17 protein-coding genes are annotated in these 21398 nt (G+C 47.6%); 13 read left to right on the top strand and 4 right to left on the bottom strand.

All coding sequences use genetic code 11. The features are described 5' to 3' along the window. Positions 1 to 3 precede the first annotated feature (3 nt). Positions 4 to 189 (bottom strand): hypothetical protein, encoded by a 186-nt coding sequence (locus BRW63_RS27585; RefSeq protein ID WP_143162016.1) that lies wholly within the window; start codon positions 187 to 189, stop codon positions 4 to 6. 134 nt (positions 190 to 323) lie between these two features. On the opposite strand from BRW63_RS27585, the gene rplI reads away from it, so the two are divergent. From rplI to BRW63_RS06570, 13 genes are all read left to right on the top strand, one after another. Beyond that, entirely contained in the window at positions 324 to 782 is a 459-nt protein-coding gene (gene rplI / locus BRW63_RS06630; RefSeq protein WP_073070126.1) for a 50S ribosomal protein L9, read from the top strand. Between the two features lie 164 nt (positions 783 to 946). Continuing rightward, the gene (dnaB, locus tag BRW63_RS06625) at positions 947 to 3208 is read left to right on the top strand and encodes a replicative DNA helicase (protein ID WP_073070125.1); all 2262 of its coding nucleotides are present in this window, start codon (positions 947 to 949) and stop codon (positions 3206 to 3208) included. A 190-nt stretch (positions 3209 to 3398) separates the two neighbouring features. After that, a complete protein-coding gene (locus tag BRW63_RS06620; RefSeq protein ID WP_073070124.1) occupies positions 3399 to 4175 on the top strand; it encodes a M48 family metallopeptidase in 777 nt (258 codons plus the stop codon). A gap of 125 nt (positions 4176 to 4300) precedes the next feature. Beyond that, on the top strand, positions 4301 to 4507 hold the full coding sequence (locus tag BRW63_RS06615; RefSeq protein WP_073070123.1) for a hypothetical protein: 207 nt from the start codon (positions 4301 to 4303) through the stop codon (positions 4505 to 4507). Between the two features lie 448 nt (positions 4508 to 4955). After that, a complete protein-coding gene (locus BRW63_RS06610) occupies positions 4956 to 6041 on the top strand; it encodes a glycosyltransferase (protein ID WP_073070122.1) in 1086 nt (361 codons plus the stop codon). Between the two features lie 37 nt (positions 6042 to 6078). Next, on the top strand, positions 6079 to 8280 hold the full coding sequence (locus BRW63_RS06605; RefSeq protein ID WP_073070183.1) for a GumC family protein: 2202 nt from the start codon (positions 6079 to 6081) through the stop codon (positions 8278 to 8280). A 731-nt stretch (positions 8281 to 9011) separates the two neighbouring features. Next, complete coding sequence (hepC, locus tag BRW63_RS06600) at positions 9012 to 9947, top strand: heterocyst development glycosyltransferase HepC (RefSeq protein ID WP_073070121.1); 936 nt, start codon at positions 9012 to 9014, stop codon at positions 9945 to 9947. Between the two features lie 30 nt (positions 9948 to 9977). After that, a complete protein-coding gene (hepA, locus tag BRW63_RS06595; protein WP_073070120.1) occupies positions 9978 to 11834 on the top strand; it encodes a heterocyst formation ABC transporter subunit HepA in 1857 nt (618 codons plus the stop codon). Between the two features lie 289 nt (positions 11835 to 12123). Further along, a complete protein-coding gene (locus BRW63_RS06590; protein ID WP_073070119.1) occupies positions 12124 to 13290 on the top strand; it encodes a glycosyltransferase family 4 protein in 1167 nt (388 codons plus the stop codon). An 18-nt stretch (positions 13291 to 13308) separates the two neighbouring features. Further along, entirely contained in the window at positions 13309 to 14487 is a 1179-nt protein-coding gene (locus tag BRW63_RS06585) for a glycosyltransferase family 4 protein (protein WP_073070118.1), read from the top strand. A 30-nt stretch (positions 14488 to 14517) separates the two neighbouring features. Continuing rightward, positions 14518 to 15651 (top strand): glycosyltransferase family 4 protein, encoded by a 1134-nt coding sequence (locus BRW63_RS06580; RefSeq protein WP_073070117.1) that lies wholly within the window; start codon positions 14518 to 14520, stop codon positions 15649 to 15651. After that, positions 15648 to 17033 carry a glucose-6-phosphate isomerase gene (locus tag BRW63_RS06575; protein WP_083582753.1) on the top strand — a complete coding sequence of 462 codons (1386 nt, stop codon included), beginning with the start codon at positions 15648 to 15650 and terminating at the stop codon, positions 17031 to 17033. The genes BRW63_RS06580 and BRW63_RS06575 overlap by 4 nt, the downstream gene beginning before the upstream one ends. A gap of 25 nt (positions 17034 to 17058) precedes the next feature. Further along, positions 17059 to 18267, top strand: coding sequence for a glycosyltransferase family protein (locus BRW63_RS06570; protein WP_073070115.1), 1209 nt, complete (start codon positions 17059 to 17061; stop codon positions 18265 to 18267). A 123-nt stretch (positions 18268 to 18390) separates the two neighbouring features. Here the strand turns inward: BRW63_RS06570 and BRW63_RS06565 are convergent, their stop codons facing one another. The 3 genes from BRW63_RS06565 to BRW63_RS06555 form a co-directional block, all read right to left on the bottom strand. Beyond that, positions 18391 to 19545: a pyridoxal-phosphate-dependent aminotransferase family protein gene (locus BRW63_RS06565; protein WP_073070114.1), complete on the bottom strand. Its 1155-nt coding sequence runs from the start codon at positions 19543 to 19545 to the stop codon at positions 18391 to 18393. 214 nt (positions 19546 to 19759) lie between these two features. Next, entirely contained in the window at positions 19760 to 20977 is a 1218-nt protein-coding gene (locus BRW63_RS06560; protein WP_073070113.1) for a coiled-coil domain-containing protein, read from the bottom strand. 117 nt (positions 20978 to 21094) lie between these two features. Further along, complete coding sequence (locus BRW63_RS06555) at positions 21095 to 21370, bottom strand: DUF5340 domain-containing protein (protein ID WP_073070112.1); 276 nt, start codon at positions 21368 to 21370, stop codon at positions 21095 to 21097. Between the last annotated feature and the right edge of the window lie 28 nt (positions 21371 to 21398).

Genomic DNA, 21398 nt, shown 5'->3' with positions numbered 1-21398 from the left:
TCACTAAATTAAGATGAGAATTGGATAAGGGATTAGAGGCTTGACTTTAAGGGTGAAAAGACGCGCGATCGCACCTCTCAAACTCAAAATTAAGCCTTTCTTCTCCGTTCTCCATTGACATACTCCTCTGGCTAAAGCCTGAAGAATTCTAGGATCAAACAGCAATTGCAGGCGTAGCCTGTCTGACATTGCCTAACCTAACGGTCGATGCCCCGACAACGTATAGGGACTATAGCTTTTTTTGCCCTGAAGGGCAAGGCTTTAAACCCATCACACCGTGGTAAAATAAGAAGTTCTGCGGCACAGTTGACAACAGGAATATTATGGCGAAGCGTGTTCAATTAGTCCTTAATCAGGACGTGAGTAAGCTGGGTAAATCGGGCGATTTGGTCGAAGTGGCCCCCGGTTATGCCCGAAATTATTTGATCCCCCAAGGTAAGGGACAAAATGCAACGGCGGGTCTTCTCAAGCAGGTTGAGCGGCGCAAAGAGAAAGAGCGTCAGCGTCTTGCAGAACTGAAGGAAGTCTCAACCACTCAAAAAGCGGCACTCGAAAAAGCGGGCAGCTTTACGATCGCTAAACAAGTCGGTGAGAATGACGCGATCTTTGGCACCGTCACCAACCAAGAAGTGGCAGATGTGATCAAACAAATCACGGGGCAAGAAATCGATCGCCGTGGCGTTACGCTCCCCGATGTTCACAAGATTGGTGAATATAGGGCTGAAATTAAGCTGCATCCTGAAGTAACCGCAACGGTGATCATTCAAGTCGTTGCCAGCTAGCGATCGGGTTTGAACTTTGAATTTTTTCACTCAAAGTTCTGTAGCAAGTACATTTTTACTAGTCTCTGCTAGACTATTGTTAACAGTATATTGAGGGGCGAGTAGAGCAGCGAGGCGGTAGCTCACCCCTTGATTTGCCTTCACCTTGTTGAAACTGCCCCGTCATGGCTCAAGAACAGCTTAACTTTCAGCCGTTTCAAGATAAAGTTCCGCCTCAAAATATTGATGCAGAAGAAGCGATTTTGGGAGGCATCTTGCTTGACCCCGAAGCGCTGACTCGCATTCTCGATCTAATTGCACCAGAAGCCTTTTATCTCAGCGCTCATCGAGAAATTTTTAGAGCGGCGATCGCCCTTCAAAATCAGGGCAGCCCAACCGATCTGATGAGCGTCACCACTTGGCTGCAAGATCGCGGCTTGCTCGATAAGGTGGGCGGACAAAACAAATTAGTGCAGTTGGTCGATCGCACGGTGAGCGCTGTCAACATTGACCAATACGCGCAGCTTGTCACCGATAAATTTTTGCGCCGTAAGCTAATCAAGGTCGGGCAAGAAATTTCTCAACTCGGTCACAAAACGGCTGAAGAGTTAGAAACGGTTTTAGATGACGCAGAGCAGAAGGTCTTTAACGTCACTCAAGCGCGCCCACAGCAGGGACTTGTTTCAGCAGCCGATGTGCTGACTCAAACCTTTTCAGAAATCGAGCGCCTTTCAACAGGCATGGCAACGCCCGGTTTATCTTGCGGCTTCTATGATTTAGACGCGATGACTCAGGGGTTTCAGCGATCGGATCTGATCATTGTTGCAGGTCGCCCGTCGATGGGAAAATGTCTGGCAGCTAACTCAGAAATCGTTTTAAGTGACGGCAGCGTGACGACGATCGAGCAAATTTATCATCACGGCTGTGCCACTCTCCTGACCTTAAACACTGACTGGAAGTTTGGATTTACCCGGCCCTCAGCGTTTGTCGATGATGGGATCAAGCCCGTTTTTAGAGTGACGACGCGATCGGGTCGCTCAGTCGATTCGACTTTGAGCCATCCCTATTTGACGATCGACGGCTGGCGATCGCTAGCGCTGCTTAACCTCGGTGAAAAGATTGCCGTGCCTCGCAAGCTAGAAGTTTTTGGTACGGAGTCCATTCGAGATTCTGAAGTCGAATTGCTTTGCGACACAGCTACTCAGATGCAGGAAATTCCGGCGATCGTCTTCAAATTGCCGCGATCGCAGGTGGCACTCTTTCTCAACCGCTTGTTTGTGACTGATGGCTGGGCAACGGTTTTAGCGAGTGGTGAATCTCAATTAGGCTATGCTGCGGTCAACCATCGGTTAGCAAAACAGATTCAGCATCTGCTGCTGCGCTTTGAAGTGATTGCTTCATTGAAGTCGCGATCGCCTAAATACCATCTCGACATTACCGATACGCGATCGATGCAGACATTTATTGCAGAAGTCGGTATCTTCGGCAAAGAATCGGCACTTCAAAAAGTCAGTCAAGCGATCGCCGACAAATCCGATCAACTAAGTCGAGATTTAATTCCCCTTGAGATTGGACGAAGTAACGTTCAGTCGGGCAAGATGGCTTTGCTAGATCGTCCCCTTCAAGCGGCAACTAGTGAAGTGTATTGGGACGAAATTGTTGAGATCGAGCCGCTAGGCAATCAACAAGTTTATGACTTAACCATTCCAGAAACTCACAATTTCGTTGCCAATGACATTTGTGTTCATAACACGAGTTTTGTCCTGAACGTGGCTCGCAACATTGCGGCTTATCATAAACTTCCTGTTGCCATCTTTAGTTTAGAGATGTCAAAAGATCAGCTAGTGCAACGATTACTTGCCAGTGAAGTGCGAATTGAGAGTGGGCGACTACGGGCAGGGCGGATCAGCCAGAATGAGTGGGAACCGCTGGGACACGCCATCAGCACATTGTCGCAGTTGCCGATCTTTATTGACGACACGCCTAATTTAGGGGCAAATGAAATGCGATCGCAGTCTCGTCGCCTTCAGGCAGAGCAGGGTGGCGCGTTGGGGTTAGTGCTGATCGACTATTTGCAGCTAATGGAAGGGAACGGCAGCGAAAATCGAGTGCAGGTGTTGTCACGAATTACGCGATCGCTGAAAGGTCTTGCCCGTGAGTTAAACGTGCCTGTGATCGCGCTATCTCAACTGAGCCGAGGAGTTGAGTCCCGCACCGAAAAGCGTCCCATGATGTCTGACCTTCGCGAGTCGGGGTCAATTGAGCAAGACGCCGACCTCGTAATGATGTTATATCGCGATGAATATTACAACAAAGACACACCCGATCGCGGCATCGCTGAAGTGATCATCAGCAAACATCGCAACGGGCCGACCGGGACGGTGAAACTTTTATTTGAGCCTCAATTTACGCAGTTTCGCAACCTTGCCTCTCCAAATCGGAGTTAGGGTCTCGAGTATCACAAAGCAACTACGATGATCCTGTGTATTATTATTATTATTAATAGTAGTAATAATGATTAATTTTCTTAGCAGCCAGTTGCGGTAGCGTTTAAAATCTGGCAAAAAATTGACTGCCTCAGTTAGTCCTTCAAAGTTGATTTATTTCACTGATTAGCATTTGCCGCGATGGATACACATGGCTGAGTCTAAACTGATCACGAGTCAGCTTACGGCGCTACCTGGCTATAAAGTTCGGGAAAGCCTGAAGGCAAAACACGTCAGCCTGAGAATGACCGTTCAAGACGGACTAGAGGTGATCGTTCCCAAAGGGTTTGATCAAAGTCGCATTCCTGAAATTTTGCACACCAAGCAAAGTTGGATTGCGAAAACGATCGGGCGGCTAGAAGAGCAGCGTCAACAACTCTCGCTCGAAGCTTCTCACGAGTTGCCCGATCAGTTGCAGCTTAGAGCGATCGACCAATGCTGGAAAGTTGAATATCAACCGACCCATTCTCAGCGAGTCACGCTCACCGAGAAAGACAAGTCGCGGCTGATTTTGCGCGGCTGTACTCAAAACGAAGATGCCTGCAAGTCACTATTGCAGCAGTGGCTCAGTCACAAAGCCTATCAGCGGCTGGTGCCGTGGCTATGGTCAGTCAGCCAAGAATTAAATCTTCCGTTTAACAAAGCCTCGGTCAGGGGGCAAAAGACGCTTTGGGCAAGCTGTTCTCAGCAAAAAAACATTAGCCTTAACTATAAGCTCTTATTTTTGCCGACTCATCTGGTGCGCTATGTGCTGATTCACGAGCTTTGTCACACCACTCATCTCAACCATTCTGCTCAGTTTTGGGGGTTGGTTTTTGAGAAAGAATCAGACTATAAAGCGCTCGATCGCGAACTCCGCAAGTCGAGTCACTATGTCCCCGGCTGGCTAGAACCGTCAATATTGGGCAAAACTGAAGATCAGTTCTAGACGTTGAACGATCGCACGTTGTCTCAGAAGCTTCATCTTCTCCTCACAAACTCTGCCTATAGAGAGGCGTTCTCTACACGATCGCATTCTTAAGCTGATGCCAGTCGTGATTGAAAATTTTTGCTATGAGCAATGAGCCAACTGAAAGACTGCCAGATTTCGAGAACAAAAACGCCGAAGCCTTAAAAGCCAAAACCGTCAACCCAATGGATTTGGTATCTACGAGCAGATATGAAGGCAACCCCAGAGAGCTAATCGAAAATCCTGGAGTTGCGCCAGAAATGCTAAACGAACCCGACGATTTGCGTTCTGATGAGATCCATGAGGACTAAGCGATCGCCAACATCTAATCTCACATAGGTCAAATCGATCATGTCATTAGACCTATAGAAAGATGCGAGATGATCCTCCGATCGAGTGATGATCTGTTGCTATTGCAAAACTAGAGTATTGCGATGAATCGTTGTCTAAAACTCTATTGAGGTCGAGCGCGGTTTGAATTTATTTAATGTCAGTTTGACAGAAGCGGTTTGCTCCGATTGTGGATTCGGGAAGCCCCCTAAATCCCCCAATTTGGGGGACTTCAAGCCAAAATTTCCGGTTCAAAGTCCCCCAGAATGGGGGATTTAGGGGGCAGAAGCCCTGAAGAACGAAGTAAAAGAACTCATGAACTGACGTTTATTGAACCTGTTTAATTTGTCCTTTAGCTCTCATTCCTAACAGCAACTCTTTTTAACAAAAATTTGCTCCAAGACCATTGCCTTTACTCAATGTGCAGTCATGAAAGTAGCCCTCGTCCATGACTATTTGACGCAACGGGGTGGAGCGGAGCGAGTCTTTGAGTTGCTCTGCAAGCATTACCCCGATGCTGACATTTTCACGTCTCTCTATGAGCCACAGCACTCGATCGATCTGGGCGATCGGCGAGTTTACACCACTTATTTGCAGCAAATTCCTCATGCAGCTAGATACTTTAAGCTGTTAGCGCCTTTCTATTACTCAGCGTTTCGGGCCCTTGATTTAAGTGATTATGATTTGATTATCAGCAGCAGCACCACTTTTGCAAAAGGGGTGAAAAAACGCCCCGATGCCAAGCACATTTGCTTTTGTCATAATGTTACCCGCTTTTTATGGGACACCAAAACTTACCTGCGCGAATACACTGCCTATCAGCCGTTTTATCCCTTGATTGAGTCGCTGTTTCAAAGAATGCGGCAGGCAGATTTAACATTCGCTCAAGAGCCAGATTTATATATTGCCAACTCTAGCGTTGTGGCACGTCGAATTCAAGAAACCTATGATAAGCCTGCTCTGGTGATTAACTACCCGATCGACAGTGAGCAATTCACGTTTTCGGCTCAAAAAGAAAACTTTTATCTAGCGTCGGCTCGACTGCTCGGCTATAAGCGCATTGATGTGATTGTGGAAGCGTTTAACTGGCTGGGCTGGAAGTTAATGATCATTGGCGATGGCCCCGAACGAGAAACGCTGCAAGCCCGTGCGTTAAAGAATATTCAATTTTTAGGGCACGTCAGCGATGTCGATCGTAAACAACTGCTGGCAAAATCACGATCGGTGATTGTCACCGCCCTCGAAGACTATGGCTTAGTGCCGATCGAGGCAAACGCCAGTGGCACCCCTGTGATAGCTTATGGGGCAGGTGGTGTGCTAGACACTCAAGTTCCTGGCAAGACAGGCATTTTCTTTAAGTCACAAACTCCCGAATCGCTGCACACGGCGTTGCTTGACGCAAGAAAAATCTCCTGGGATTACAGCACCATTCGTCACCATGCCCTCAGTCGCTTCTCAGAAAGCGTCTTTTTCGAGTCGGTCGATCGCGTCATTCAGGAGGTTTGTCTGGCATAGAAGCGATGAGTTGAGTTTTGCAAAAGGAGTTCCTATCGTGGCTGAGAGTCATCTAAATTTAATCGCGGCTGCCGACCCCGATCCGGGCTATGGGCAACTGTTGTCGGTGTTGATGCGGCGGCGGCTGTGGCTGATCGGCGGGTTAGGGTTGTCGCTGATCGGAGCCGCCCTATTTACCCTATTTTCTAAGCCGACTTTTCGTAGCTCAATGCAACTGTTGAGTGAGTCTAACTATCGCAGTCGCAAAACCGATAACCCAGCTACCCCATCGTTTGCAGACTCTAATGTTGAGATCGATAATGCCACGCAGTTAAATTTGATGCGATCGTCGCAACTGCTGCAACGGGCGGTTGACCAGTTAAAACTCAACGGCTCAAACCTTGACGTAGGCGACCTTCAGAAAGGACTCACGGTCAGCCAGGTGATCGAGCAGAGAGGTAACGACAAGATCAATACCAGCATCTTTGAGATGGTTTACACGGGTCACGATCGTCAACAAACCCAAGCGGTCTTGCAAGCGATTCAACAGGTGTATCAGCAATATAACCTGGAGCAGCAAAAAGCGAGGCTGACTAAAGGGTTGGGGTTTATTAACGAACAGATTCCGCAAGTCGAGGCGCGAGTCAATCAGGCAGAAGCCGCACTAGAGCGATTTCGCAAAAATCAAGATCTCATCGACCCTGAACTTCAGTCAAAGTCAATGGTCGATTCTCTGGCGGCAGTGCAGAAAGATCAGCGTGCCAATCGGACTGAGTTGCAAGATCTGCAAGCTCGCTATGGAGCACTACAACAGCAGTTGGCGCGATCGCCTCAACAAGCTACGATCGCGGCTCGGCTGAGTCAATCTCCGCGCTATCAGGCATTGCTCAACGAGATTCAAAAAACCGAGGTGGCGATCGTTCAGCAACGCTTACGCTTTAAAAAGGGCCCATTTATTGATCAACTGAGTGAACAACGACAGAAACAGCAAGCGCTTTTGCAGCAAGAAGTGCAGCGAATTTTAGGCGCACAAGCGGCGGCGATCGCTCAGTCGGGTGATGGACTGGTTGCGATCGGGCAACTCGGAGAAAATGACCTGAAATTTGCGAGTGCGTTAGTGGAGTCGCAAGTCAATTTGGTTGCTGCCCAAGCGCGCGATCGCAGTCTTACCAATAATGAACTACAGCTTCGAGGTGAGCTAAAGCGGTTTCCGAGTTTGCTGGCTGAATACAATCGCCTTCAGCCCAATGTGCAGGTGAATCGAGACACCTTGCAGCAACTCCTCAAAGCGCGGCAGGATCTAGGGCTAGAAATTGCGCGTGGAGGATTCGATTGGCAGGTGGTCGAGCAGCCCAAAGTCGGGCAACAAATTGGCCCAAATTGGCTACGAAATCTGCTGCTCGGAGCGGTGGGCGGCTTGATGTTAGGCGGCGTTGCAGCGTTCTTGCGAGAGGCGGCTGATGATGCGGTTCGCACGTCTGAAGATTTCAAGCAGCAAGTTCCGCTACCGCTGTTGGGTATGGTGCCAGAAGTGCCATTGGGGGAAATCAATCCTCGATCGATCGCGATGCCCTTTCAAAAAGCCGAAAACTTGGCTCCTTCCATGATGCAGGTGATTCACTGGGCCCCATTCCGCGAGTCACTGGATTTGATTTACAAGAATATTCAGCTATTGACGGCGGCGAATCCGCTCAGGTCGCTGGTGGTTACTTCTGCGCTGGCAGGTGAGGGAAAATCAACGATCGCGCTCGGTTTGGCAATCAGTGCGGCGCGTCTGCATCAGCGAGTGTTGATCATTGATGCTGATTTGCGTCGTCCGGGGTTACACAAACAGCTTGAGTTGCCTAACGAACAAGGGCTGTCTACGCTGCTGTCGGGCGATCGGATGCTGAGTCAAAATGCGATTCAACTGGCGGGCACCTACAGCGATCTTTCGATCTCGGTTTTGACGGCGGGCCCGGCTCCTAGCGACCCGGTGAAGTTGCTCAGTTCTCGTCGCATGAAGGAACTGATGACGGTGTTTGAGCAGAGCTATGATTTGGTGATCGTCGATGTGCCCCCGGTGTTAGGCATTGTCGATGCAATGCTGGCGGCATCGTTTTGTGATGGCACGTTGCTGGTCGGCAAAGTTGGACAGGTGACGCGCAATGAGGTGACCCAAGCAGTGACGGCCATGAATCGTTTAAATCTGGTTGGCATGATCGCAAATGGCGCAGCGATTCCTGGCAATCAATATTATCGGAACGTGGCAGTTTCTTAAACCAAGAGTCGAGGTTCAGCTTAGTATCCTGGATTAAATAATGTAGGACAGCCATCTCGGCTGTTTCAATCAGGCAAAATGGCTGACCTACAAAGTTATCAGAGTTGTTTAATTTGCAATTCTTAGGTAAAAAGGCACTCCTATTTCTTCAAAATCCCTCAAAAGATAGGTGAATTATCTTCCAGATCCTTAATAACTTAGTAAACTCTAATAAAACGCGTCTCCGTAGATCTACTACTAGAAGCGATCGCTACAAATAGAGGGTTTAACTATCTAACAGCGTTCAAACAACTGTTTAATCTCTCTTGAAATAAATCCTACTCGACTCGATTTCAAGTCAGACTTTCGCAGGCTTAAAATTTTCTTGTATATAAACTTACTCTCCTTACCCTGAGAGAAGTTCAACTCTTACCCTTAGTTTTTTGACTCATGGTTTGTATCTTCTATCACTTGCAAAAGTGAAGCCGTCTTTTCTTTTTCCTAATTACTCAGGGTCTATGGACAAAGACCCATGCGAGATTTCACTTTTAGAGTTTAATTTAACGACTACGGATCTAACTTGGAGTAGATTTTTTTTCTCGTCAGCCTATTAATATTTAAGTTACTTAATACTTAGAGTGGTTGAGAAACGTTCAGGGGTGCACCTGAAAAAACATTGATTAGAACGCTCAACTATTGTCGGCTTGTCTCCTTCGATTTGTGTCTTTTATTGCAATTTCAGTCAAACCTCTATGACGACTTTTAATCCTCCAATTTTGCAGGAAAGCCGCTCTCTAGTCAGGGAAAGATTGGGGGTTGATTCTCCTATCTGTGTACTCAAATGGCGACGAAAACAATTGCTCGTCTTGCGATCGCAGCAGCAGAGTCATCCTTCCCATCTACCGCCCCTGACCAATGAACGACGGCTGATTGACTGTCTAAGCCACTCCCCCATTCGGCTGGTGCGTGCCGATGCCAGTTTGGGTGAATCTGGACTGAGGTTTTGGGCAAATGCCTGTGAAAGCTCGCACAAAACGCTCTATCTGAGATTGCCCGCCGCTTCTAAACTCCCCCACAAGCGCATTGGCTTTTTTTGGGGCTGTAAGCGAGTGTTAGATCTCAGCCTAGCGTCATTGATGCTGGTGTTGTTGAGTCCGGTGCTGCTGACGATCGCAGCTCTAATCAAGGTTTCCACGCCTGGACCAATTTTGTTTCGGCAGTGGCGGGTTGGGCAGCGAGGCAAATTATTTAGAGTGCTAAAGTTTCGCACGATGACGGTCAACGCCGAACAGCATCACCATCAAATCATGGCAGATCAGGCGCACACCAACCTGCATAAGCGGCACGATGACCCTCGGATTACGCCTCTGGGCAGATGGTTGCGAAAATATAGCCTAGATGAATTGCCCCAGCTATTTAACGTGCTGTTAGGCGAGATGAGTCTAGTAGGGCCGCGACCCTGGGCGCTTTATGATGCTGTTCGCATTCGTCCAGAAATGTTAGAGCGATTGAATGCCCTGCCTGGAATTACCGGAGCTTGGCAGATTCAAGCGCGATCGCATCTGTTAGACATTGACATGGTGAACGATCTTGACCTGGAATATCTGCGTAACTGGTCATTAACCGAGGATCTAAAAATTCTTCTAAGAACAGTGCCCAAAGTGCTATCAGGCTTTGGGGCGTGTTGAATTGAGCTAAACCAAGTTTCATTGATATCCATGCGATTTAAGCTTCCTAATGTGGTGCGGAGTGGGGTCAAAGCAACTGGCTTTTGGCGCGATAATTCCTTGATTTTGAGAGAGTTTCAATACTTTCCGGGGGTTGCGATCGCAGCGATCACGTTTGCGTTGTGTGCAGCATCCTTTGAAGGATTTGGGTTCGGATTCCTGCTAGCGTTTTTGCAAAGTCTCGTTAGTCCGACTGCTAAACCGTTTCAAACTGGGTTGAACTGGTTTGATATTTGGATTTTGGGAGTCAATACCTCCGCGACGAGTCGGCTTTATCGAGTGTCTGGTCTAATTCTCGCTTCCACTTGGATTCGAGCCGGATTTAACTACCTAACCCAGGTTTACACCGAGTTAACGCAGCAAAAACTCGTCGATCGTCTTCGCAAACAGATTTTTGAACAACTGCAAGCGGTAAGTCTGAGCTATTTTGGCAAGACGCATTCGGGACAGTTGATCAATACGCTGACGGGTGAACTGGGTCGATTGCAGTCAGCATTTTCGTTGATTGCTTACATGATTACTAAAGGATCAACGCTAGTAGTCTATGCAGCGTTGATGTTTACAATCTCTTGGCAATTGACGGTGATTGCTTTGATGTTGTTCACACTATTGGCAGTGGGGTTATCAAATCTAAATTCGCGAGTGCGTGAAAGCAGTTTTGCGATGTCAACCGCCGCTGGAGCATTTACCACCATTTCGTTAGAGTTTATCAGTGGCATTCGCACGGTGCAAGCTTCTGCGACTCAAGACTATGAGCGCAAACGCTTCTATCAATCCAGTCAGGCGATGCTCAAGACCAGCATGAAAGCGGCAACCCGCAGTGCAGTCGTGAGACCCGTTGCAGAGGGGTTAGCGACCACCGTTTTAATCAGCATGATTATTGTGGCGATTACCATCTTCGTGGCTAATGGAACGCTGCAAACTGCGTCACTGCTGACGTTTTTGTTTATTTTGTTTCGGCTCGTTCCGGCGGTGCATGAGTTGAACGGCAACCGGGCACAGTTGAGCGGATATGGAGGCACGATCGCTAACATTACCGAGGTGCTGCGAGCCGACAACAAACCCTATTTGCAAGATGGAACTCATCAGTTTGCAGGGTTAAAAACGGCGATCGAGTTCGTTGCGGTTGATTTTGGTTACGATCCGGCATCTCTGGTGCTGAGAGACATTACGCTAACCATTCCTCGCGGCAAAATGACGGCGCTAATTGGGGCATCGGGTGCAGGAAAAACAACTCTGGTTGATTTGATTCCTCGTTTCTACGACCCGACACGGGGACACATTTTGATGGATGGTCGGGATCTGCGATCGTTTTCCACTAAATCTCTGCGGCAAAAGATGGCGATCGTCAGTCAAGACACGTTTATTTTTAATGCGTCGGTGCGCTATAACATCGCCTACGGGTTAGAAACCGTCAGCGATGAGCAGGTCTGGAACGCCGCGAGACAGGCAAACGCGCTAGATTTCATTTTAGAAATGCCGCACCAGTTTGAAACCATGCTAGGCGATCGAGGAGTACGGCTCTCAGGTGGACAACGGCAGCGACTCGCGATCGCCCGTGCCCTTTTGCGGAATCCCGAAATTCTGATTCTCGATGAAGCCACCAGCGCTCTCGATTCAGTGTCAGAACGATTGATTCAGCAATCACTAGAAGACATCTCAGAAGGACGCACCGTGATTGCGATCGCACACCGTTTATCAACGATTATTCGGGCTGATAAAGTCGTTGTTTTAGAACAAGGTCAAATTGTTGAGCAAGGCACTTATCAAGAACTTCTAAATCAGCGCGGTAAACTATGGCACTATCACCGAATGCAACACGAAGTAGACGTGAAAACTGATGGATAAAAGATTATATGTTTAATCCTTAGAAGTTAAGAGGCGTGGATTAAATAACCTGTCAATCTTGTCATCAAATATCCTGATTTGTCATGTCTGGGATCTTCGCCCCCTAAATCCCCCATTCTGGGGGACTTTGAAACCGGGAATTTTAACTCAAAGTCCCCCAGAATGGGGGATTTAGGGGGCACAAGCCGACTCAAACGGAGCCATCAACGAACTTAGACACTCTGGTTGAGTCCGAGCAGTTGCACCTTAGTAAATCCACGTTCCTAACCCATCTATTGAGGCTAAATCGATGCACTTAATTGCCTTAGAACAAGAACCGACCTCACTGCGAGGCGGACAAGAAAAAAACCTGATAGAAATCTGTCGTGACTTAGCTGCTCGGGGTCACAAAGTCACACTGCTCTATGAACAAGAAGGCAACTTGCTTGACCAATATCGTGAGTTTTGTGAATCTACCCTGCACATTGACGCTTATGGGTTCGATCGCCGCCGACCCAAAACCATTTTGCAGTTTGTTCGTAACGTTGTCGGAATTGGCAAAATTCCGGTCTACGCCAATAGCGTTGTGTTTAGCAACGTCTGTCATACTGCGACGTTTGGTTATGCCTTGTCTCGGTTAAGAGGGTTGCCCTTCGTCTGCTATTTTCAGATTCCTTCCTGTGAGGTTAATCGACAAATTCGCTTTGCGCTCGATCGCGTTGATCACTGCATTACCGTTTCTCACCAAACTAAGCAGAGTTGGGTAGACTATGGTTTGCCTGACTCAAAAATTGAGGTAGTTCACAATGGCACTGATACTCACAAGTTCAGACCTGCTCAAGATTTCTTAGCCACCCGCAAACAGTGGGAGATTTCTGAACGTGCAAAAGTTGTTTCCTATGTGGGTCGAATTGACGAGGATAAAGGACTTGAATATCTTATTAAAGCGATCGCACTTTTAGCCATTCAAGAGCCAAATATTAAGCTGATAATTGCTGGAAGACCTGTCGTTCATTTCAACGTTTTGAAGGGCGAAGAATGCGAAGAGGAAGGCATGGGATATCAGCGATCGCTAGAGCAGTTAGCAAAAGATTTAGGCATCGCCGATCGAGTTCAATTTGTAGGTTACTTATCAAATCCGGCTGCTCTTTACCAAACTAGTGATATCAGCGTCTTACCTAGTGTCTGGTCAGAACCGTTTGGGCGATCGATCATCGAATCTTTAGCTTGTGGAACGCCCGTTGTTGCTAGTCATATCGGGGGAATTCCTGAAATTTTGACGGGGGAGTTTGCAGCTAACCTAGTGACCGCTGGAGATGAAAAAGCCTTAGCCAAGCGAATTTCTGAGGTAATTTATTGGCGAGAAACTGATCCTGAATTTGGGCAGCGATGCTCTGATCATGTGGCTAAAAAATTCAGCTTAGAAAGCATGATTAGTGGAGTAGAAAGAGCGTTGCTAAACGTTGCACAAACCTAACTACCTTCGCCTACCATAATGAACACTCCTCGAATCTTTTCGGTTATTGAAGGCTACATCGGGCATCGCACGTATGGGCAACTGATGCAAAATTATTTTAGCCACTCCGACGGCTGCAACATTGACCTTTATTGGCACGATCAAGACCGAGAATTACATAGCAAACTTTTGCGTCGCCTTTTAAGTTATCAATCATCTAATCACTGGGTTCGTAAACAAAATTTTGATCTTTTTCTATTTCGGGTTCAACTTGCTCTTGCCTATTTGTCAAGACGAGTTCTGCTTAGAAACTTGGGCAAAGCCGACTATTCTGCGCTGCATTTTCACACGCAGCCGCTTGCCTATTTATGTCTAGATTTAATGCGAGAAATGCCTACTGTGATCAGCCTCGATCGCACTGCCGCTCAAGCTTCGAGAGAATACACGAAACCTAACTTACGATGGACGTTTTCGCCCAATCTTCGCCTTGATAAAAAAGTTTTTGAAGCCGCAAAAGACGTTGTGACTTTCTCTGAAGCTGCGCGACGATCGGTGATCGACGATTATGGCATTATACCCGAAAAAGTTACTGTCATTTATCCGGGTGTTGACCTTAAAAAAATTCCGCTTGCTGCTTCTACAACAAAATCTAAACCTTACAAAATTCTATTTGTGGGCGGTGATTTTGAGCGCAAAGGTGGACATGACTTGGTGAAGGTCTTTCTCGAAAAGTTTGCCGATCGAGCCGAATTGCACCTCGTGACGCAAACACCCATTCAAGCCGATCATCCCAACATTTATCTCTACAAAAACATCAAAGCTTACACGCCAGAATGGTTGCAGTTATATCACCAGGCTGATGTGTTTGCGATGCCAACTTATGCCGAGCCGTTTGGTTGGGTATTTCTTGAAGCAATGGCAGCGGGGTTGCCGATTATTGCTACTCATATCACCGCGATTCCTGAAATGGTCACACACGGCGAAAATGGTTTCTTAATTGAACCGGGCGATCGCACTGCCCTAGCGCAAAGCATTGAACACTTAATTAACAGCCCTGAATTGGGGCAAAAGATGGGGCAGCAAGGACGGCAATTAGTCGAGCAAAAATTCAATGCCCAAACGCATTTTGAGAAGCTGGAAAACCTGCTAAAAGGAGCAATTGCCCCACCCTATGCAGTTTCAAACGTATCCGATCCGCGATGCGCTTTGAAATCGTAAAAGCTTTCTGACCTTTCATCTAGTGAGCCAATGAAAACGTTATTTACGTGTCATTATCCCTTTGATATCAACGCGGGTGCGGCTGGCGTAACCTGGCGGCTCGGTCAAGAATATCAAAAGTTAGGACACGACGTTCACTATTACTCGATCGACAATATGCCAGAACGACTTCACAAACTGGCAAGATTTTCGGCATTTCCGATTTTCGTCGCTCGTCAAATTTCTCAATTGTTAGATCAAAATGCGGTTGATGTGGTCGATGCTTCCACTGGGGATGCTTGGATGTGGGCAACTCTATTGAGCAAGTTTCGCAAGCGTCGTCCTCTTTTAGTCGCGCGGTGTCACGGCTTAGAGCACATCGAACACCTGGAATATCTGGAAGAAGCGCGACGAGGTAATCTGCGCCTGAGTTGGAAATATCCGCTCTATCGCGGCAGCATTCGCCTCTGGGAAGCCGCTGCATCAATGCGTTATGCTGATGTCGTTTTGTTGCTCAATCAGCGCGATCGTCAATATGTGATCGATCATTTAGGCATTCATCCCGATCGTGCTCACATCGTTCCCAATGGCATTCCTGATCATTATCTCAATCTGCCATTTGAGCCGACTCCCGCCCCAGGTGAACCGTTACGTATCGCTCAAGTCAGCAGCTATATCGTCCGCAAAGGCATTCAATATGGCACACCTGCGCTCAATCGCATTCTCAAACGTTATCCTCACGTCGAGGTGAGTATGTTAGGCACCGAGCGTCCTGCCGAAGAGGTCTACGCAGAGTTTGATCTAGAGGTGCGAGATCGCGTCAAGGTCGTTCCTTATTACGCCAATAACACGCTGCCAACCTTGCTCAAAGGACATCACATTAAACTCTTTCCCACAATTTCCGAAGGGTTTGGCGTTGCTCTGATTGAGGCGATGGCGTGTGGGTTAGCGCCGATTACAACAGATACACCCGGCCCGCTAGAAATTGTGCAAGACGGCAAAGACGCGATCGTCATTCCCTGCCGAGATAGCGGTGCGATCGAGCAAGCATTAGAACAGTTGATCGGCGATCGGGAATGGCTCGATCGACTCCGCCGCAATGCTTACAAAACTGCCCAAACTTACCAATGGTCACGGGTGGCACAAGACAATCTCCGATGCTACGAAAAAGCCCTTTCACTATGACTCCTGCTCCCTCTCGCCTCTTCTACCCTGCCCCCGCCTGGATTGCTATTCTCAGTCTTGTGCTGTTCTCAGCGCTCTGTCTAGCGGTTCATGCAGGTGGATTGCTGCGATACGCATTTCCGGCTGGTTCTCTGGCGATCGGGGCGTTTCTCTACTGGCGCTATCCCCTGCTCTATGTGGGGTTTACGTGGTGGATTTGGTTTTTAGCAGCATTTGTGCGCCGATTAATAGACGTGCAAGCAGGATGGGCTGATCCCAATCCGGTGCTGTTAGCGCCGTTTTTGGTCACGATCGTCTCTCTGCTCACCTTCGCCAAAGAGTTGCCCAAAGCCATAAAAGGAACAGGTTTACCCTTTGCGCTTTGCATGATGGGAGTGGTCTATGGCTTTTTGGTTGGGTTGATCAACTCCCCACCGCAAACGGTGGTTGTCCCGTTGCTAAATTGGTTAGCTCCGGTTGCGTTTGGCTATCATCTCTACGCAAATTGGCGCATTTATCCCGACTTACGTCAGATGCTTCAGCGCGTTTTTGTGTGGGGCGTGTTGGTGATGGGAGCCTATGGAGTCGTGCAGTTTTTAATTGCGCCAGGATGGGATCGTTTTTGGCTCCAGAATCAAACTACCCAAGTTTTTGGAACGCCAAACCCTTTAGGAATCCGAGTTTTTAGCACCATGCATTCTCCGCAGCCATTTGCGTGTGTGATGGTCGCAGGATTGTTTTTACTGTTTGCAAGTCGAAGTTCGCTACGATTTCCAGCATCAAGCGTGGGTTATCTTTCACTGCTATTATCGTTGGCTCGATCGGCGTGGCTGAGTTGGGTAGTTGCATTAGTGGTATTTTTGCCATCACTGAAACCAAAGTTACAAATGCAGCTTATTTTGACGCTCTTAGTCATGATGATTGTTGTGTTGCCGTTGACGACGATCGATCCGTTTGCGTCAGTAATCAGCACTCGTGTTCAAACCATATTTTCGGGGCAAAATGATGTGAGTTACGCCGATCGATCGCAGGGTTACAGCACAGTTCTCACAGACGCTGTAACTAATATCCCTGGTTTAGGAATGGGATTCGTGCTTAAAGACTCTAGCATTGGCAGCAACGATAGCGGAATCTTAACGCTGCTGTTAACACTCGGATGGCTCGGACTGTTGCCTTATCTAGGAGGATTGCTATTGCTGATTGCGAGTTTGATTCAAAGTCGTGAGGCGATGAATGATTCGTTTATGAGTGCAGCGAGAGCGATCGCGATCGCGACCTTTTCTCAAATTGGGTTAAATAATGTGATGTTGAGTTCGTTTGGCATGGTGTTGTGGGGTTTTATCGGCATTACGATCGCGGCCCGACAATATTATGCAAAATCAGCGTTGGTAAGCCAATCTTAGAATCAACTCGTTTGGAGTAATCTCTATGACTCAAGTAATAAAACCATCCAAACTCATTAACATTTATTGGATTCTAGGTTTCTTAGTCATTAGTTACGGCATTTTTGCCTTGAATGGCTATGGAAATGACGACGACACCTATCGGATGTTAAATACTTGGAAAACGCTAATTAGCGAGGGTAGATATGTTCCATCCAGGTTTCAAGGCAATTTAATTCCAGAATTGACGATCGGACTAGCTTCTGAAATTGGAGGATTTTATCTTGCAAACTTTATTTCAGTGGTGCTTTCTGTCTCAAGTCTATTTATTTTCTATGCGCTGCTTTTAAGAATCACGACTTCTTTAATCGCTGTTTTATCGGTGTTGGCAATTGCGTCAAATCCCTTTTGGATTATCGCCTCCACAACATCAATGGATTACATTTATGGGGTGTTTTTCTTTATTTTAGGACTCTTCATTCTGATCAAAGAAAAGCCGAGATGGGCTGGCTTTCTGTTTGCGGCGGCGGTTTCTTCGAGGTTGACCTATGCACCGATGGTGGCGATCGCGTTTCTACTTTACTTTCCTTACACTCAAGGAAAACTTAAGCTTAGAAACTCATTGATTCAAGGCTTTCTAGTTTTTTTGGTGGCTTCTGGCGTTTTCTACCTACCTGTTTTTTTCGCCTCTGGAATGTCCCTTTCTTTTTTAGCAATTGGGCCGGATGCCTCTGGTGGATTTGTCGGCATTATTGCTAGATTTGTCTACAAAAATATTTACTTCTGGGGACTTCCTGCCTTTGTTTTTTTGATCATCTTCTTTATTCAAGACAGAAGCATCTATCAAAAAATTGTCACGAATCCTTTTCAAAAGGTTCGAGTTGAGAAACTGCTATTTCATGGTGCTTTATGGTGCATTATCTATAACGAAATCATGTTTTTCAGGCTTCCTCATGAATATGCTTATCTGTTACCACTTTTGTTTAGTGTCACTTATTTAATGGCAACTTCCGATCGCGTCAAAAAAACTCGATATTTGAGCCTTTTGATCGGGCTACAGCTTTTATATGGGCTGATTTTTAATCTTGATGTGCTTCAAACTTATCAAAAAGATCCAGTCGCCAAAACAATTCATTCAGACTCTGCAAAAATTCATGTTTCAATCAAAGAAGGCGTTTTAATCAGAGAACTGAATTGGCGATCGACCTATCAGGCTTATCAGTTGAGCGAGTTCAACAAAAAATGGCATCCGTGACATGATAGGGACAGTTTTGAAATGCCCCTATCTACGTCTAATTAAAGATCGAATCTGTGTACGGGCATGGCACTGCCGTGCCCATAGACCTTGCAAATAACCGATCCGATTTAATCCACGATCTTAATGGCTGGCAAACACTTTCGCCGCCGCCGCAACCCCGGCACCCGACGTAAAGCCCTCATGCCCCAACTCTTGCAAAGTGGCTTCTAGCGCAGCGATCGCCGTTAGCACATCGCGATCGCTGACAAAGCCCAAGTGACCAATGCGGAAAATCTTGCCCTTGAGGTGATCTTGTCCGCCTGCTAACACGATGTCAAACCGCTTCTTCATCACCGATCTAATCTGCTCGGCATCAACACCGCTTGGCATCACCGCCGTAATCGCCGGACTCGCACACTCATCTGCCGCCAATAAAGGCATCGCCATCGCTTGCACCGCGGCGCGAGTTGCCGCCAACAGTCGATGGTGACGGGCAAAAATGGCTTCTAACCCTTCTGCCTGCATCATTCGCAACGCCGCTTGCAGCGCAAAAAACAGGTTGATCGGCGGCGTGAAAGGAGTCGTATTCTTGGCGGCATCTTTGCGATATTTGCCCAAATCCAGATAATAGCGAGGCAGTTTCGCCGTTTTATACGCCTCCCACGCTTTGGCACCAACCGCCACAAACCCTAACCCCGGCGGAATCATGTAGCCTTTTTGAGAACCCGATGCCACCACATCTAAGCCCCACGCATCAACCGGAACATTTGTTGCCCCTAAACTCGTCACTGTATCGACGATAATCAGCGCTTTGCCGTGCGCTTTAACGTGACGATTAATCGTTTCGAGATCGTTGATCACCCCCGTTGAGGTTTCGCTGTGGGTAATGACGACGGCTTTGATTTGCTTGTCAACATCCGCTTCTAAAGCCAGCCGAAATTGCTCAGGGTCGAGAGGTTTGCCCCATTCAGCCGTGATTCGCTCGGTGTTTAGCCCGTAAGCGTCGGTGACTTCTGCCCAGCGTTCGCCAAACTTGCCGTTAGAACCAACCAACACGCGATCGCCCGGACTCAGAAAATTAATAATCCCGGCTTCCATTACGCCAGTGCCGCTCGCCGTGAGAATCAGCACGTCATTTTGCGTTTGGTGAAGCCACTTTAAATTGGCGGTGACTTCTGCCATAATTTTGCCAAAGTCAGCGCTGCGATGCCCGATCGGATGCTTCGCCATCGCTAGCAAAACCTGTTCCGGCACAGGGGTCGGGCCCGGAATCATCAGCATTAGCTTGTCGTCCATGAGAATGTCCTTCTAAGTGGGAGGATGCAATTTTTTGTGCATGATCCAGGATCGCATAAGTAATCCGCGATCGGGTTTAATCCAATCGGAAATTAATTTAGCCTTTGCTGTAGCGGAGTTGCGGTGTCATAGGCTTTACCTCATTCTGATCGTCGCCTCTTACCATCTTATCTAGGGTTCTGAAATGATGATTGAATATTCAAGAAATGCCCTGTTACGATCGGTTTCGATAAGTGCGGCGGCGGGTCAAAAAGTCGGGCAAATCAATTTTGAGATCTTCGTTAAAGGAATCAGTTCTGCTCGTTAATTGATTGGATGGCTCGACTGCGATCGTCGATGCGGCTTGAATGGCAGCAAAGATCTCCGCTAATTCGGGTGACTCATCAGCCGAGTCGGTTTCTAGAAGCTCTTTTAATTGCGCGACTTTATCTTGGGTGCCATAAAAGCGATCTTTCCAATGCTGCACGGCGGTTTCATATTCGCTGGCTTGCTGTGCTTGACTAAGAATTTGCTCCTGCATTTCGGCGGCTTGTCGCTCTAATTCGGCAATGCGGGTTTGGCTTTGTTCACGATCGAGTTCTAGCTCTTGACACGCCTGTTGCAATAGCGCTTGAGTTGCCATCTGCTTGACGATCTGAGCCTCTAACTCCTCCACCTTTTGCAGCGAACTTTGGGTAGAGTTTGAAGTCTGCGTCAAAGCGAAGGAATTTAACGATGAATCACTCGCCTGATCGATCGCAAAGTCGCCTTCTAGTCGGGCTTCTAACTCATTGATCGCCGTGTGTCGATCGTTGAGTTCGCGGTAGAGCCGTCGAATCTGTTTCTGCGCTTCTTGCAGGTGTAGCTCTAAATTTGCGGCTAGACTGCGCGCCGTTAACTCCTGAGATTCTAGTTCCAACACTCGCTGCTGCTGGGTTTGCATTGCCGCTTGCAGTTCGTCTATTTGGGAGATCAAGTGAGTTTGCTGAGGCTGATCGGCGCGATCGTGACTAAGCTGCGATCGCAATCGCTCTAACTCAGCTTGTTGATTTTGGGCAAACGTTTCTGCCGCTCCAAGCAACCTCTGATAGTCTTGCTCTCGCGTCTGCGCCTGGTGAATTTGCTGCTCAAAGGCGGCTTGTTTCTCAGCAAACTGTCGCTTTAGCTGATTGATTGCCTGTTGCTGAACGTTGGCAATCTCTTCGGTGGAAGCAAGCTGCTCTTCTAGAAAGCGCTGATCGATGATTTGCAGCCGTAGCTCGTTTAAATTAGAAATCGACTGGTCTAGCGCTAACTCTAAATCCTGAATTCGCTCAAGCTGGTGGCGGATCTTGGTTTGCATCTGGTCTATCTCAGCTAGAATGCTAGACTTCGCCGAGATTTCTGGCGCGACAGAGCGATCGGGTGGCTGATCCGATGACTCTAAACTATGAACAGCGTTCGGTTCAGACACTCAGAACCTCCCCAAAACCTGATCTCACCTGAGAAGCTAATCCTTAGTTTCCTATAGTAGACGCAAAATCAGAAATATTGACGACGACTTAGATGACTGGCCAAAATCGCCCGATCGTCAAATCTTAGGTTCTTGAGGCTTTGCCGTTTTTTCAACGTTGGGAGGCGCTTCAAGGCTGTTGAGTGACCAGCGATATTCAATATCTAATCGATTTCGCTCACAGTTTTCTTCCAGATGTTTTTGTTGAGAATAAGCCTTTCTCAGCGTGATGATTAACTGGTGAACTTGCTCTCGCTGCTGGGTTTTCTGGCTGACTGCAAACATTGTCTGCCGCTCTAACAGTTGCAGCAACAACTCATAGTGAATGTGCGAAGGAAGGGGAATCGGCTCCATGTAACACTGACCTGGCTAAAGGAAAAAA

This window comes from Phormidesmis priestleyi ULC007 (assembly GCF_001895925.1).
Classification (GTDB): domain Bacteria; phylum Cyanobacteriota; class Cyanobacteriia; order Leptolyngbyales; family Leptolyngbyaceae; genus Phormidesmis_A; species Phormidesmis_A priestleyi_A.
This window is presented reverse-complemented; position numbering and strand designations above follow the sequence as displayed.